12 protein-coding genes and 2 pseudogenes are annotated in these 13,574 nt (G+C 63.3%); 5 read left to right on the plus strand and 9 right to left on the minus strand.

Annotation, left to right across the window (positions count from 1 at the left end; all coding sequences use genetic code 11):
* Positions 1–31: 31 nt before the first annotated feature.
* Complete coding sequence (locus B3P22_RS09430) at positions 32–1,021, plus strand: sigma-54-dependent transcriptional regulator (protein ID WP_296270768.1); 990 nt, start codon at positions 32–34, stop codon at positions 1,019–1,021.
* A gap of 68 nt (positions 1,022–1,089) precedes the next feature.
* A complete protein-coding gene (locus B3P22_RS09435; protein WP_296270769.1) occupies positions 1,090–1,557 on the plus strand; it encodes a DUF3429 domain-containing protein in 468 nt (155 codons plus the stop codon).
* Here B3P22_RS09435 and B3P22_RS09440 read toward each other — a convergent pair.
* From B3P22_RS09440 to B3P22_RS23870, 5 genes and pseudogenes are all read right to left on the minus strand, one after another.
* The gene (locus B3P22_RS09440; protein ID WP_296270770.1) at positions 1,525–2,076 is read right to left on the minus strand and encodes an AAA family ATPase; all 552 of its coding nucleotides are present in this window, start codon (positions 2,074–2,076) and stop codon (positions 1,525–1,527) included. The two genes, B3P22_RS09435 and B3P22_RS09440, sit on opposite strands and share 33 nt — an antisense overlap.
* Positions 2,073–2,642: a nicotinamide riboside transporter PnuC gene (gene pnuC / locus B3P22_RS09445; protein ID WP_296270771.1), complete on the minus strand. Its 570-nt coding sequence runs from the start codon at positions 2,640–2,642 to the stop codon at positions 2,073–2,075. Before pnuC ends, B3P22_RS09440 begins: the two co-directional genes overlap by 4 nt.
* 50 nt (positions 2,643–2,692) lie before the next feature.
* Positions 2,693–3,307: a hypothetical protein gene (locus B3P22_RS09450; RefSeq protein ID WP_296270772.1), complete on the minus strand. Its 615-nt coding sequence runs from the start codon at positions 3,305–3,307 to the stop codon at positions 2,693–2,695.
* 7 nt (positions 3,308–3,314) lie between these two features.
* Positions 3,315–4,082, minus strand: a pseudogene (locus B3P22_RS23865) (methyl-accepting chemotaxis protein); the annotation flags it as partial.
* A gap of 138 nt (positions 4,083–4,220) precedes the next feature.
* Positions 4,221–4,949, minus strand: a pseudogene (locus B3P22_RS23870) (cache domain-containing protein); the annotation flags it as partial.
* Positions 4,950–5,200: 251 nt separating this feature from the next.
* Between B3P22_RS23870 and B3P22_RS09460 the strand changes: the two are divergent.
* Together B3P22_RS09460 and B3P22_RS09465 are read left to right on the plus strand one after the other, a co-directional pair.
* Positions 5,201–6,031: an undecaprenyl-diphosphate phosphatase gene (locus tag B3P22_RS09460; protein ID WP_296270774.1), complete on the plus strand. Its 831-nt coding sequence runs from the start codon at positions 5,201–5,203 to the stop codon at positions 6,029–6,031.
* Complete coding sequence (locus tag B3P22_RS09465; protein ID WP_296270775.1) at positions 6,028–6,750, plus strand: DUF1294 domain-containing protein; 723 nt, start codon at positions 6,028–6,030, stop codon at positions 6,748–6,750. Before B3P22_RS09460 ends, B3P22_RS09465 begins: the two co-directional genes overlap by 4 nt.
* Here the strand turns inward: B3P22_RS09465 and B3P22_RS09470 are convergent.
* On the minus strand, positions 6,736–7,089 hold the full coding sequence (locus B3P22_RS09470; RefSeq protein ID WP_296270776.1) for an MmcQ/YjbR family DNA-binding protein: 354 nt from the start codon (positions 7,087–7,089) through the stop codon (positions 6,736–6,738). The two genes, B3P22_RS09465 and B3P22_RS09470, sit on opposite strands and share 15 nt — an antisense overlap.
* 11 nt (positions 7,090–7,100) lie before the next feature.
* Entirely contained in the window at positions 7,101–7,889 is a 789-nt protein-coding gene (locus B3P22_RS09475) for an aminoglycoside adenylyltransferase family protein (protein ID WP_296270777.1), read from the minus strand.
* A gap of 156 nt (positions 7,890–8,045) precedes the next feature.
* Here B3P22_RS09475 and B3P22_RS09480 point away from each other — a divergent pair, with 156 nt between their 5' ends.
* Entirely contained in the window at positions 8,046–9,863 is a 1,818-nt protein-coding gene (locus B3P22_RS09480) for a diguanylate cyclase (protein ID WP_296270782.1), read from the plus strand.
* A 69-nt stretch (positions 9,864–9,932) separates the two neighbouring features.
* Here B3P22_RS09480 and B3P22_RS09485 read toward each other — a convergent pair whose 3' ends face one another.
* Both B3P22_RS09485 and B3P22_RS09490 read right to left on the minus strand, forming a co-directional pair.
* Positions 9,933–11,321, minus strand: coding sequence for an efflux transporter outer membrane subunit (locus tag B3P22_RS09485; protein ID WP_296270778.1), 1,389 nt, complete (start codon positions 11,319–11,321; stop codon positions 9,933–9,935).
* Positions 11,318–13,574, minus strand: a 2,257-nt coding sequence (locus tag B3P22_RS09490) for an efflux RND transporter permease subunit (protein WP_296270779.1), incomplete at its 5' end; no start/stop codon positions are given. The genes B3P22_RS09485 and B3P22_RS09490, both read right to left, overlap by 4 nt.

Genomic DNA, 13,574 nt, shown 5'->3' on the forward strand with positions numbered 1-13,574 from the left:
CCAACACCTGCAACGAACGGGGCTGTCGTGCGTGGCACTGCTGAATGCCCAGCGCCTGAAGCCAATCGATAGCGAAGTGCTCGTCGGGGACTGGTGTTTCGCCGTGTTGTCGCTACCGGTGGAAATTCCACGTCTGATTGAGGTTTTGCAGCAGGCGCAGGCAGCCACGCGCTTGCGCAGGCTTACAGCCGGGCGGCAATCATCGCAGTTTCTGGGCAATAGCGGCACGGCGCGAAGCCTGCGCAAGCACATGGAGTGCCTGAGTCGTGTCGACGGCCCGTTGCTCGTCAGCGGCGAGCGGGGCAGCGGCAAACATCTGCTGGCGCACTTGCTCCATCAGCGCAGCGCCCGCCGGGCACAGGCAGTGCGCCTGGTGAATTGCGCCGAGTGCTTCGATGAGGCCGTCGTGGCTGCATCGAGTACTACCACCGTCCTGATCGAACACGCCGCACAATTGCCTGATGCCGCGCAGCAGCGCTTGCTGGGTTACCTGCTGGTCCATCCTCGGGCCTCGCTGGTGACCCTCGATGGTGGAGAGCTGATGCAGGCTGTGCAGCAAAGACGCTTCAGCCGTGACCTGTTTCATCTGCTGGCGACGCAGCGACTGCACACGCCGAATCTGCGTGAGCAGCCTGGCGATCTGTTGCTGCTGGCCGAGCATTTCGCCAAAAAGCATGGCGAGTTGGTTGGCCACCAGAAGCGGCGTTTCAGCGAGGATGCGATCGATGCCATGCTCTGTCACGGCTGGCCCGGCAACGTAAGCGAACTGCGCAATCGCGTGATTCGCGCCGTGGTACTGGCGCAGGGGCGGCAGATTCAGGCCAAAGACCTGGGCTTGCAGTCGGCACAGGCCGACACCGCCTGCCCGGTGACACTCGAGGACTACATCCTGCGGGCCGAGCGCCAGGCGCTGAGCGACGTGTTGGGGCGTTACACGCACAACATGAGTCAGGCGGCGCGCACGCTGGGGATCTCGCGGCCGACTTTCTATCGCCTGCTGCACAAGCATCGTCTGCGCTGAAGCGCATGCTGTAACGCCCCAGAAACACTGCTAAGGTGCTTGGCAAACCTATCGCCAAGGAGATTTCCATGCACCCGTTCGACGCCGCTAAGCCGCCGAAACTGGCCGTGTTGCTGGGTTATGCCGGGCTGCTGCCATTCGTCGGCGGCGCGCTGGGCATCTGGGTGATTCCCTTGGGCTGGCGACCCTTCGTGCTGGATGCCTTGCTGGATTTCTCGGCAGTGATCCTGGCTTTCATGGGCGCCATTCACTGGGGCTTGGCGATGCGCGCGGAAGAGACCGACGAGAATGCCAAACTGCAGCTGGGGCTCTCGGTGATTCCGCCTATGCTGGGGTGGGCCGCGCTGGCTGGCGGACTGCCGATGGGAGTGTCGCTGCTGATCTTCCTGTTCGCCTTCATCGGCCTGTACCTGGCCGATATGCACGCAGTACGCGTCGGGCTGGCACCGCAATGGTATCCGGCACTGCGTACGCCGTTGACGCTGGTGGTGTGCCTGAGCCTGCTAGTGGCCTGGGCCAGCGTGCTGGTCAGTTGAACCGAGCAGCGCTGCGACCTGCTCAAGCGCTGCCTCGCGCCGTTCGCGCCAACTGCCGGACAGCTCGCTGAAGGGCAGCTCGTGTTTCAGCAGCCTGTCCCGACAGGCCTGATGAAAAGCCTGGCGCTCAGCCAGTTGCGGCTGGCAGCGCTGGCCATCCTCGACCCAGGGCACGCCCGCTGGGTCGAGCAGCAGATGCTGATCGTAGTGACGTGCAAGCAGCTCGGTTTCCAGCCAACCTGGGCAATCGCCGAACAGAAACTGGCTCCACAGCATGTTGCTCAACAGGTGCGTGTCGAGAATCAGCAGCGCGGGTCTGGCTGCCCGCGCGGCATCCTCCCAAGCCAATTGCCCGCGGGCGATCTCGGCGATATCGGCATAGCAGGTATCGCGCTGCTGCTCGTCGATGAAGTGGCGCACGTATTCGCCGACCACCACGCCACCGAAGCGCGTCTGTATTTCTTCTGCCAGCCAGCTCTTGCCGCTGGACTCCGGCCCCGTCAGCACCAGTACTTTCATGATGCGTACTGCAGGGCCGGATCGCGGCGCCAGCTCAGCCAGCCGCTGACGGCCAGGGCGGTGAAGGCGGCGTAGAGAGCAGCGGTGAGATACAGCTCGTTATACAGGAAGAACGCCACGTAGCAGAGGTCCACGACCACCCACAGCATCCAGCATTGCAGGAGTTTTTGCGCCATCCATAACTGCGCGACCAGGCTGAAGGCGGTCAGTGCCGAATCCAGCCAAGGCGAGCTGGCGTCTGTGTAGGTGGCCATCAGATAGCCGAGCAGCCAGGCGCCGAGCACGCCGATCAGCAGGCCGGCGGCGACCGCGGGGAGTCCCAGGCGGCTGACCTTGCGCCCATCATGACGCTCGCCGCCTCGGGTCCATTGCCACCAGCCGTAGAGTTGCAGTGCTGCGAACAGCAATTGCAGAAGCAGGTTGGAATACAGCCGCCAGTCGTAGAACAGCCAGGCGTAGAGCAGCACCATGATCAAGCCGATGGGCCAGCACCAGGGGTTCTGTCGGACGGTCAGCCATACCGCGACGATGCCGAGCCCGGCAGCAATGAGTTCGAGCCAGGACATGCGGCGTCCTCAAGCGGGGAAAGGGTGGCGATTGTACTGATGTGGAGGGCTCAGCACACCAGGCTGTCGGCCTGCCGGTAGAGCATCAGCAGCTTGCGCGTGATGGTCTGCTGGATGTCGTCGCGTTCGAAGCTCGACAATCGTTCCAGACGCGCCAGTTGCAGGCGGTGCAGGTGAATGTAGGGCATTTGCTGGTCGAACTCGCGCAGATCGCCTTTCATCAGTACCGGCAGGAACAAGTCACCGATTTTCTTCTGGTTGCTGATGATCTGCGCCAGTGCTGGTTTGAACGCCATGGTCTTGGGTGCCGGGCCGCCGTCCCTGATCTGGGTGCTGAGCAACAGCCCGGGTTTGCCGATCACCCGGCCGGGCAAGACACACAGGCCTGTCTTGCGAATGGCCTGGCTGTCGATGCCGTGCAGGGTGTCGTGGAACGCATAAGGGTTAGGCAGCACCACCATCTTGCGCCCGAGATCGCTGGGGAAATGCAAGCTGTAGTTGGTGTACAGCTGCCCCACCGACTCGGAATAGACGCACAGGCGGTTCTCGAACAGCTTGATGAAGCGCTCGGCCAGCTCGCGGCGGGCCATGCTGTCCAGGTCCCAGATCAGGTCCTGGTTCTGCGGCCGACTGAAATCGACCTCCTGATGTTGCATGCTGCTCATGCCTGCCTCATACGCGGAACTGCCCGAGCAGGCGGTTGAGCTGGTCGGCCAGTTGCTTGAGGTGCTGGCTGGCCGCGCTCGACTGTTCGGCGGCTTCGGCGGTTTTGTGAGCCAGCGCCGCCGTCTGCGTGACGTTCTGATTGATGTCTTCCACCACGTGCGACTGCTCCAGAGTGGCACTGGCGATCGAGGCGTTGAGCCCGGTCAGGTTGCGCAGCGACTGGGCGATCTGGGCAAGGCTTTCACCGGCCTGGCTGGCCTGTTCCACGGTCAACTGGGAAGCGCGGCTGCTGTCATGGATCACCTTGACCGCGGCCTCCGAGTTGCCTTGCAGGCGTTCGATCATGCCCTGGATTTCGGCTGTGGACTGCTGGGTACGTTGCGCCAGCAGCCGCACCTCATCGGCGACTACGGCGAACCCGCGGCCCTGTTCGCCTGCGCGTGCCGCCTCGATGGCGGCGTTGAGGGCAAGCAGGTTGGTCTGCTCGGCGATGGATCGGATCACTTCCAGTACGCTGCCGATCTGCGTGCTCTCGCTGGCCAGCGACTGGATCACCTCGACGGCCTTGTCGATGGTGCCCGAGAGTTGATCGATCTGACGCAGGCTCGCTTCGATGTTCCGCTGCCCCTGGCTGGCCTGTTCCTCGGCCGTGTGCATTTCACCGGAGGCGTGTTCGGCGTTCTTCGCCACGTCCTGCACGCCGTAAGTCACCTGGTTGACAGCGGTAGCCACCAGTTCCATCTGCTGCGCCTGCTGCTGGCTGTGGCGCTGCGCTTCGCTGGAGATATCGTCGAGGGTGCGTGCGGCCTGGTCCAGCGAACCTGCCGAGTCGAGCATCTGCCGTATGACGTGACGCAGCCTGTCGGTAAAGGCATTGAAATAGGTTGCCAGCGAGGTGAGCTCGTCGCGGCCGTGGGTGTCGAGGTTGCGGGTCAAATCGCCTTCGCCGCTGGCGATGTTGGCCATCGCCTCAACCGCAGCTTGTAGCGGCCGCACGATGCTGCGGGTGATCAGTACCACCAGAGCGGCGAGGAGGAGGGCGATCAACAGGCCGATGCTCATGGCCTTCAGCGCCTGGGTCCTGAATTCCGCCTGCACATCGTCGACATATACGCCGGAGCCGATGATCCAGCCCCAGGGCTGAAACAGCTCGACGTAGGAAATCTTCGGAACAGGGTCGCTGGCGCCTGGTTTCGGCCAGCGGTAGTCGACCTGGCCGGCGCCCTGGCTGCGGGTGATGGCGACCATCTCGTTGAACAGTGCCTTGCCGTCAGGGTCCTTGAAGCCGGAAAGGTTCTGGCCCTCGAGCTTGGCATTCATCGGGTGCATGAGCATGACCGGCGTCTGGTCGTTGATCCAGAAATACTCCTGGCCGTCGTAGCGTAAGCCGCGAATCACTTCCATAGCCTGCTTCTGCGCCTGGTCGCGGCTCATGCTGCCGGCGCTTTCCAGGCTATGGAAGTGCTTGAGGATGCCGGCGGCGCTCTGCACCACGTGTTCGGTCTTTTCCGACTTGCCGAAGTACAGGTCAGTGTGAATCTGGCGCAGCATATAGGCTCCCTGCAGGATCAGCGTCAGGATGGCCAGCGCCAGGATCAGCCATAGGCGGCGGCTGATGGGAAGACTACGTAAGCTGTTCATGGACGAATACCTGATTGTTGTAATTGTCGGCTTCAGGGCAACTCTAGAGTGCGCGAGGCAATACTGTCACATCGCCGCATTATTCACTCTAGTTGTCTGATAGCATTTCGGCCGTTCGGTACAGAACCTGAGCAAGCACCGAGCTAGACCTACGCGAGGAACCTCCGCGGCGGGTTTGTGTCCCACGGCGGGATCTATGTTCCACGTTCTAGTTTTACGCGCAGGTGAGTCGCCGCGCTTTGGGGGATTTGATGGATATTTGGGCGGCCTTTCAGGCCCTGATTCTGGGCATTGTGGAAGGCCTGACCGAGTTCTTGCCGATTTCCAGCACCGGGCACCTGATCGTGGTGGGTGATCTGCTTGGCTTCAACGGCGAAACCGCGACAGCGTTCAAGATCATCATCCAGCTCGGCGCCATTCTGGCGGTCATATGGGAGTTCCGGGCGAAGGTGCTGGCCGTGGTGGTCGGCTTACCCAACGACCCGAAGGCCCAACGCTTCAGCTTCAATCTGTTTCTGGCGTTCATTCCGGCGGTGATCTTCGGTCTGGCCTTCGCCGACCTGATCGAGCACTGGCTGTTCAATCCGATCACCGTCGCCATGGCGCTGATCATCGGCGGCATCATCATGCTCTGGGCGGAGAAGCGTGATCACAAGATCCAGGCCGAGACGGTCGACGACATGAACTGGAAACTGGCTTTGAAGGTGGGCTTCGCTCAGTGCCTGGCGCTGATTCCGGGGACATCGCGCTCGGGGGCGACCATTATCGGCGGTCTGGTGTTCGGTCTGTCGCGCAAGGCAGCGACGGAGTTTTCGTTCTTCCTGGCGATGCCGACCATGGTCGCAGCCACGGTCTATTCGCTGTTCAAGTACCGCGACATTCTGCAGATGAGCGACCTGCCGATCTTCGCCATCGGCTTCGTCAGCACCTTTATCGTGGCGATGATCACCGTGCGTGCGCTGCTCAAGTTCATCACCAGCCACAGCTATGCCGTGTTCGCCTGGTATCGCATCGCTTTCGGCCTGGTGATTCTCGCCACCTGGCAGCTGCACCTGATCGACTGGAGCACGGCGCAGCCGTGATCGGCAACGAGCGCAAGGGGCGCCTGAAAAGCTGGGACGACGCCAAGGGCTTCGGTTTCATTCAGCCGGAAAACGGCGGGGCAGAGGTTTTCGCCCATATTTCGGTGATGCGTGGCGACCGGCGCCCGCAGCCGGGGGATGACGTACTGTTCATCGAAGGGCGCGACCCGCATGGCCGGCCGCGCGCCGAACACCTGCGCCTGGCCGGCGAGTTGAGCCTCGACCGCCAGGCGATCCGGCGCAAGCCGAAAAGTCCCAGCTCGGCCGCTTCGGTAGCGCGAAAGACGCCCGCCAGATCCGCGCACAAGGCAGTGGCTAAAGGTTCTATCCAGAATTTCTCCGGCAAGGCGGTGATGCTCGCTTTGCTGTGCGTCTTGCCACTGCTGGGCGCGCTGCAACTGTCAGGCAAGGGCCACTGGTGGATATTGCCGCTTTATCTGGTGGCCAGTCTGCTGAGCTTCGTGCAGTACTGGCTGGACAAACGCAGCGCCCAAAACGGTGGCCGCCGCACAGCGGAAAACACCTTGCATCTGGTGGAGCTGGCCGGTGGTTGGCCGGGCGCTCTGATTGCCCAACAGGCCTTCAGGCACAAGACGCGCAAGGCGTCCTATCAGAAAGTTTTTTGGCTGATCGTCGCTGCACATCAGATATTCTGGATCGACCTGCTGTTGCTCGATGGCGCCTACATCGCTCGCCACATCCCCTTATTCGTCCAGTAGCAGGCCGGGTCGCAGGCGTTTGGGCAGCCTGCGTACCACCAGTTGATGCGAGCGAGTCAGCAACTGGCGCAGCTCGTCGTCGCCCAGCGGCAACTGCCGGGCGCTCATGCTGATCCAGCGCGCGCGGGCCAGATAGGGCGCAGGGCGGATGCCTGGGCGGTCTACATAGCCAAGAAACAGGTCATCATCGACCTTGAAGGCCAGGTCTTCGCCGAGGAAATCGAGGATGGCGAACATCTTGTTGCCCGCCACCGAGAACACCCGGTTGCTGCCCCACTTGAGGTCTTCGCGAGCACCGGGCAGGGCGAGACAGAAAGCGGCGATCTGGTCGGCTGTCATTGGCTTCTCCATCATGAGCAAGTCCGTCGACCGGGCGACTGACCGTGCAGCCGTTCGATTTGGCGCCGCGCATGACCGATGAAGTCGGCCAGCGCCTGCGGTCGCTGTGCCAGGTCATCCCGGGCCTGCCCCAGATAAACGTCTCGCGCAGTTTCCAGCAGCGGCCGGTGTGCCAGAGGTAAGCGCTCGAGCAGCCAGTTGGCGGCAACGTCCTTGGCGGCGATCTCGCCGCTGCTCAGCGTCAGCCAGATGCGCGCCAGGGCCAGTATGACGTTGCACTCATCGCCCAGCCAGTCGCTCTGCCCGTTCCATTGCGCGGCGGTGTCGTGCAGTGCGCGAAACATGTCCGCCTCGGGCACCGGTTCGAACAGTTCGGCAGCCGGTGGGCCGAGCAGGCTGATACCGTGCAGGCGCACCTGGCTCAGGAGGATGGCCAGGTCATGATCGGCCATGACGGGCTCAAAGCGACCCGCCTGCAGATCGTCGCGCAGCCATTCGCCGAACTGCAGTTCGCGCATCGGTCGGTAGCGCCAGGGGCGCACGGCGTCGTGTACCAGTACCGTCACCTCCAGAGGGCGCAGGTGAACGGTGGCCGGCCAGGCCGACAACCGCAGCAGGTCCGTCATCAGGGCCTGGCGCGTCTCGTCGCTCAGCGACGTGCTGACGGTGACCAGCAGGTCGATATCGCTTCCTGGCCTCAGGCCGTCAGCGACAGCGGAGCCGAACAGGTGCGCGGCCAATAGCGTATCGCCCAGGTGGTGGCGCAGGAGGGCGAGGGCGTTGTTGATCTGTGAGTGCATGATATTGGCACCATGGATCGCGACTTGGTTGTCGCTGTTCGGCCATTGTCTTGTAGACTCTGGCTCCCTGTCATCGCCTGAGCTGGGGCTCGTCCGCGTCCCAGCCGATACCTTTCCATGAATCGCCATCGCCGCTTCCGGTTCTATTTCTGGCTCATGCTGGGCTTGTTGTTGCTCCCGCTGCAAGCAGGGGCCGCGGCTGGCTCTATCGACGCTGCGCAGCTGGAGCAGGATCCCGTATCACTGACCGCTCATGTGGCAATGCTGGAAGATTCTACTCGCACCCTAACTTTCGATGTCATTAGCTCTGTCGATATGGCTGAGCACTTTCATCATCAGCCGGTCGACAGCGCCTCGTTTGCGCTGGGCTTTACCCGTTCGGCCTACTGGTTTCGTCTTGAAGTCGGCAACTCCAGCGACCAGTCGCTGACGCGCCTGTTGGTGGTCGACAACCCGCGTATCTCCCTGGTCGATGCCTACGTACCGGACGGGCAGGGTGGCTATCGGGCCTGGTTCACCGGGGCTGATCGCCCGCAGAGCGGCAAGGCCTACGACAATCGCAACTTCGTCTTCCCGCTGCACCTGTCGGCGCACTCGCAGCAGGTGGTGTACCTGCGGGTCGTGTCGAGCATCGGTCTACTGGTGCCGTTGCAGCTCTGGTCGGCGCAGGCGTTCCATGCCTACGAGCGCGAAGACTACATGGCGCGTGCCGGTTATATGGGCATCGCCGTTGCGATGATCCTGTTCAACCTGATGCTGTTCATTGCCTTACGTGAGCGCATCTATCTGCTCTACGTGACCTTCGTGTTGTGCGCCGTCTGCGCCTTGACGATCAAGAATGGCATGGCGCCTGACTGGACGTTGTTCGGCCTGCCGCTCAACTCCAACGTGGCGTACTACTCGGGCGCATCGCTGGCGCTGAGCGGGATGTTGCTGTTCATGCGCAGCATGTTGCAGACCGCACGCCTGTTGCCGCGGATGGACCGCTGGTTGCTGGCGTTGGTGGCGCTATATCTGGTTTCGCCATTGATCTACGCCATTGCCTTGGCGCAGGTTTCACGTGTGGCGATCGTGGTCAATCTACTCACTGCCTTCGTGATGCTCGGCGTAGGCGTGGCCTGCGCCCTCAAACGTCAGCGCAGCGCCTACTTCTTTCTCGCGGCCTTCGGCCTGCTGATTTTCGGGGGCGCCACCACCAGCCTGCGTGCCATGGGCCTGTTGCCGACCAACGCCTTCACGGTGGACGGCCTGCAGCTCGGCTCGTCGCTGGAGATGCTATTGCTGGCCTTCGCCCTGGCCGACCGTATCAATGTCATGCGTCAGGAAAAACTGCAGGCGCAGGCGGCGTTGCTGCAGGCCCAGGAACACCTGGTGGAAACCCTGCAGCGCTCCGAGCGCGAACTGGAACACCGCGTGGCCGAGCGCACCGAAGCGCTGCAGGTGCTCAATAGCCGCCTGGAAACCCTCAGCCTGACCGACGCACTGACCGGCATCGCCAACCGCCGGCACTTCGACGAGGTGCTGGCCAGGGAGTGCAAGCGCGCTCAGCGTGTCGGCGAGCCGCTGGCCCTGGCCGTGCTGGATGTCGACTGGTTCAAGGCCTACAACGACCATTACGGCCATCCCGCTGGCGATAGCTGTCTGCAGTACGTTGCGCAAACCCTGGCTGCGACCATCAGCCGCTCCACCGACCTGGTGGCGCGTTATGGCGGTGAGGAGTTCGTCTTTCTCGCGCCCTCGACCGGGCTTGCCGGGGCGCAGAGCATGGCGGAGAAACTGGTGAGGGCCGTCGAAGCACTGGCGTTGCCGCACGAGCGTTCGCCGTTGGGCCACGTCAGCATCAGCGTCGGCATTGCTTCGATGCAGGGCGATGCCGGCAGTGCGGCGCAGACGCTGCTGCAACGGGCCGATGCGGCGCTGTATCGGGCCAAGAGCCAAGGCCGCAATCGCGTGGTGTGTGACGGGCAGGCATAAAAAAGCCCCAGAGCATCCACCCTGGGGCTGAGGAAAGGTCGGCAAGGCTGCCGACCGGGGAGAGACGTTTCAGGCCTGCGGTTGCCAACCACCGCCGAGCGCCTTGTAGATCGCGACAATGCCGCTGTATAGCTCTGTCTCGGCGGACGCTTGCGCATCTTCGGCGGCCAGGCGTTCGCGCTCGGCATCGAGCAGGACGAGAAAGTCCACCGTGCCCTCGCGATAGCGAATCGCGGCCTGATCGGCAGCAGCGCGGCTGGCTTCGGCCTGGCGTACCAGGGAAACCAGGCGCTGCTGGCGCTTGGCGTAATCGCTGAAGGCGTTTTCCGACTCTTCCAGCGCCAGCAGCACTTGCTGTTCGTACTGTGCCAGGGCGCCGTTGGCCTCGGCTTCGGCGCCGCGCAGACGGGCGCGCACGCTACCCAGGTCGAAGGCCGCCCAGCTGATGCTCGGTGCTACGCCCCAGGCGCGGGCTGCCGAGGCGCCCAGTTGCGAGCCACGACCAGCGGTGAAGCCGAGAAAACCGGAGAGGCTGACTCGCGGGAACAGATCCGCCGTCGCCACGCCAACGTCCGCAGTGGCTGCCGCCAACTGCCGCTCGGCCGCCTGGATATCCGGGCGACGGCGCAGCAGTTCGCCCGGATTGCCGATCGGCAGCGCCTTGGCGATCACCGGCAGGGGTTTGGGCGACAGGTCGATCTGCAGTTGTTCCGGGCGCTGGCCGAGCAGGGTGGCGATGCGGTTCTGCGCGCGCACCTGCTGCGCCTGCAGTTGCGGCAGGCTGGCTTCGGTGGCCGCAAGGCGGGCATCGGCGCGTAGCACGTCGAGTTCGGTGCCGACTCCGGCATCGCGCAGCTGCTCGGTGATGGCGCGCGAGTCCTGCTGGTTCTTCAGGTTCTCGCGGGCGATGCTTTCGCGCAGTTGCGCGCCGCGCAGGGTGCCGTAGGCATCGACCAGTTCGGCAATCAGGCTGACCTGCAGCTGGTAGTAGTCGGCCTCGGCCACTTCGATGCGCGCCTCGCTGGCTTCCAGTTGGCGCTGGATGCGACCGAACAGGTCCAGCTCCCAGGCCATGTCCAGGCCCAGGTCGTAGCGCTCCTGACGAACACGTTCGTCCGTGGTCGGGGGCTGCTGAGCCTTGCCGAACTCGCCGCTGGCGCGGCTGGTGACGGTGGGCAGGCGGTCGTTGGCCACGTCATCGCGAATGGCACGTGCCGCACGCAGGCGGTTGAACGCCACGCGCAGCTCGCGGTTGTCCTGCAGCGAGCGCTGCACCAACTGGTTCAGCGTCGGGTCGTCGAACTGCTGCCACCAGGCCGCTTCGAAACGGCTGCGGTCGTAGTCGGCCGCTTCCAGCGCGGCAATGCGCGCTGGCTCGGTCACGGGCGCTCGGTAGTCCGGGCCGACGGCGCAGGCCGACAGCGCCAGGGTCAGGAGGGCGGGGGCAAAGGCTTTCATGCATGCGACTCCTGCAGGCGGGCGGCTTTGCGGGCTTCGCGTTTTTCCACGAAGCCACGGATCAGGACATAGAACACCGGCGTCAACAGCAGACCGAAGAAGGTCACGCCGATCATCCCGGAGAACACCGCCACACCCATGGCATGGCGCATCTCGGCGCCCGCACCGCTGGACAGCACCAGCGGCACCACGGCCATGATGAAGGCGATGGAGGTCATCAGGATCGGGCGCAGACGCAGGCGGCAGGCTTCCAGAACCGCTGCGACACGATCGAGACCCTCTTCCTGTTTCTCCTTGGCGAACTCGACGATCAGGATGGCGTTCTTGCACGCCAGACCCACCAGCACGATCAGGCCGATCTGGGTGAAGATGTTGTTATCGAGCCCCGCGATGATCACCCCGGTGATGGCGGTGAAGAGCACGATCGGCACAATCAGAATCACCGCCAGTGGCAGGCTCCAGCTCTCGTACTGGGCAGCTAGCACCAGGAAGGCCAGCAGCACGCAGAGCGGGAAGATGAAGATCGCGGTATTGCCGGCGAGGATCTGCTGATAGGTCAGATCGGTCCACTCGAAGGTCATGCCGATCGGCAGTTCCTCATTGAGCAGCTTGGCGATGGCTGCTTCAGCCTGGCCCGAGCTGTAGCCCGGTGCGGCGGCACCGTTGATCTCGGCGGTGAGGAAGCCGTTGTAGTGCATCACCCGATCCGGGCCGGCGCTGTCATCGACCTTGACGAAGGTCGACAGCGGCACCATCTCGCCACGGTTGTTGCGCACCTTCAGTTGGCCGATCTGCTCCGGCTCCAGGCGGAACTGCTGGTCGGCCTGTACGTTGACCTGGTAGGTGCGGCCGAAGCGGTTGAAGTCGTTGGCGTACAGCGAGCCCAGGTACACCTGCAGGGTGTCGAAGATGTCGCTGATGGCCACACCATGGGTCTTGGCCTTCTCACGGTCGATGGCGGCATCGACCTGCGGCACGTTGACCTGGTAGCTGGTGAACACCGACATCGGGTTCAGCTCCGGCAACTGGCGGGCCTTATTAAGGATGTTCTGGGTCTGCGTATACAGCTCCTCATAGCCCAGGTTGCCACGGTCCTGGATCTGCAGGCGGAAGCCGCCGATGGTGCCCAGGCCTTGTACCGGTGGTGGCGGGAAGATGGCGATGTAGGCGTCCTGAATCTCTCCGAACTGGCCGTTCAGTTCCGCGGCAATGGCGTTGGCGGACAGGTGATCGTCCTTGCGCAAGTCGAAGTCCTTCAGTGCAACGAACACGATGCCGCTGTTGGGGCTGTTGGTGAAACCATTGATCGACAGGCCCGGGAACGCCACGGTGTTTTCCACGCCCGGATATTTGCCGGCGATCTCGCTCATGCGCTTGATCACTGACTCGGTACGATCGAGTGTCGCGGCGTCCGGCAATTGGGCGAAGGCCACCAGGTACTGCTTGTCCTGCTGCGGCACGAAGCCGGTCGGGGTGCTGGAAAAACCCAGATAGCCGAGCACCAGCAGGCCACCGTAGATCAGCATGGCGATGCTGCTGCCACGCAGAACGCGGCGCACGGTACCGACGTAACCATTGCTGGCGCGGTCGAACAGGCGGTTGAACGGGCTGAACAGCCAGCCACCGAGCAGCTTGTCGAGCACACGCGAGAAGCCATCCTTCGGCGCGTGATGGTCCTTGAGCAGGATGGCCGCGAGTGCCGGCGACAGGGTCAGCGAGTTGATTGCCGAGATCACCGTGGAAATGGCAATGGTCAGGGCGAACTGCTGATAGAACTGGCCCGAGAGACCGGAGATGAAGGCCGTCGGTACGAACACCGCGCACAGCACCAGGGCAGTGGCGACGATGGGGCCGGTCACTTCCTTCATGGCCTGGCGTGTGGCTTCTACCGGTGTTTTACCCAGGGCGATGTTGCGCTCGACGTTCTCCACCACGACGATGGCGTCGTCCACCACGATGCCGATGGCCAGCACCAGGCCGAACAGCGACAGGGCGTTGAGCGAGAAGCCGAACATATGCATGACCGCGAAGGTGCCGATCAGCGATACCGGTACGGCGGCCAGCGGGATGATCGAGGCGCGCCATGTTTGCAGGAACAGCACGACCACCAGTACCACCAGCACCACGGCTTCGAGCAGGGTATGCACCACCGCTTCGATGGAGCCACGGACGAAGATGGTCGGGTCATAGACGACTTCGTAGTCCATGCCCTGCGGGAAGCTCTGCTTGAGCTCGGCCATGCGCTCGCGCACC

Source organism: Pseudomonas sp. UBA6323 (assembly GCF_002439135.1).
Classification (GTDB): Bacteria; Pseudomonadota; Gammaproteobacteria; order Pseudomonadales; family Pseudomonadaceae; genus Aquipseudomonas.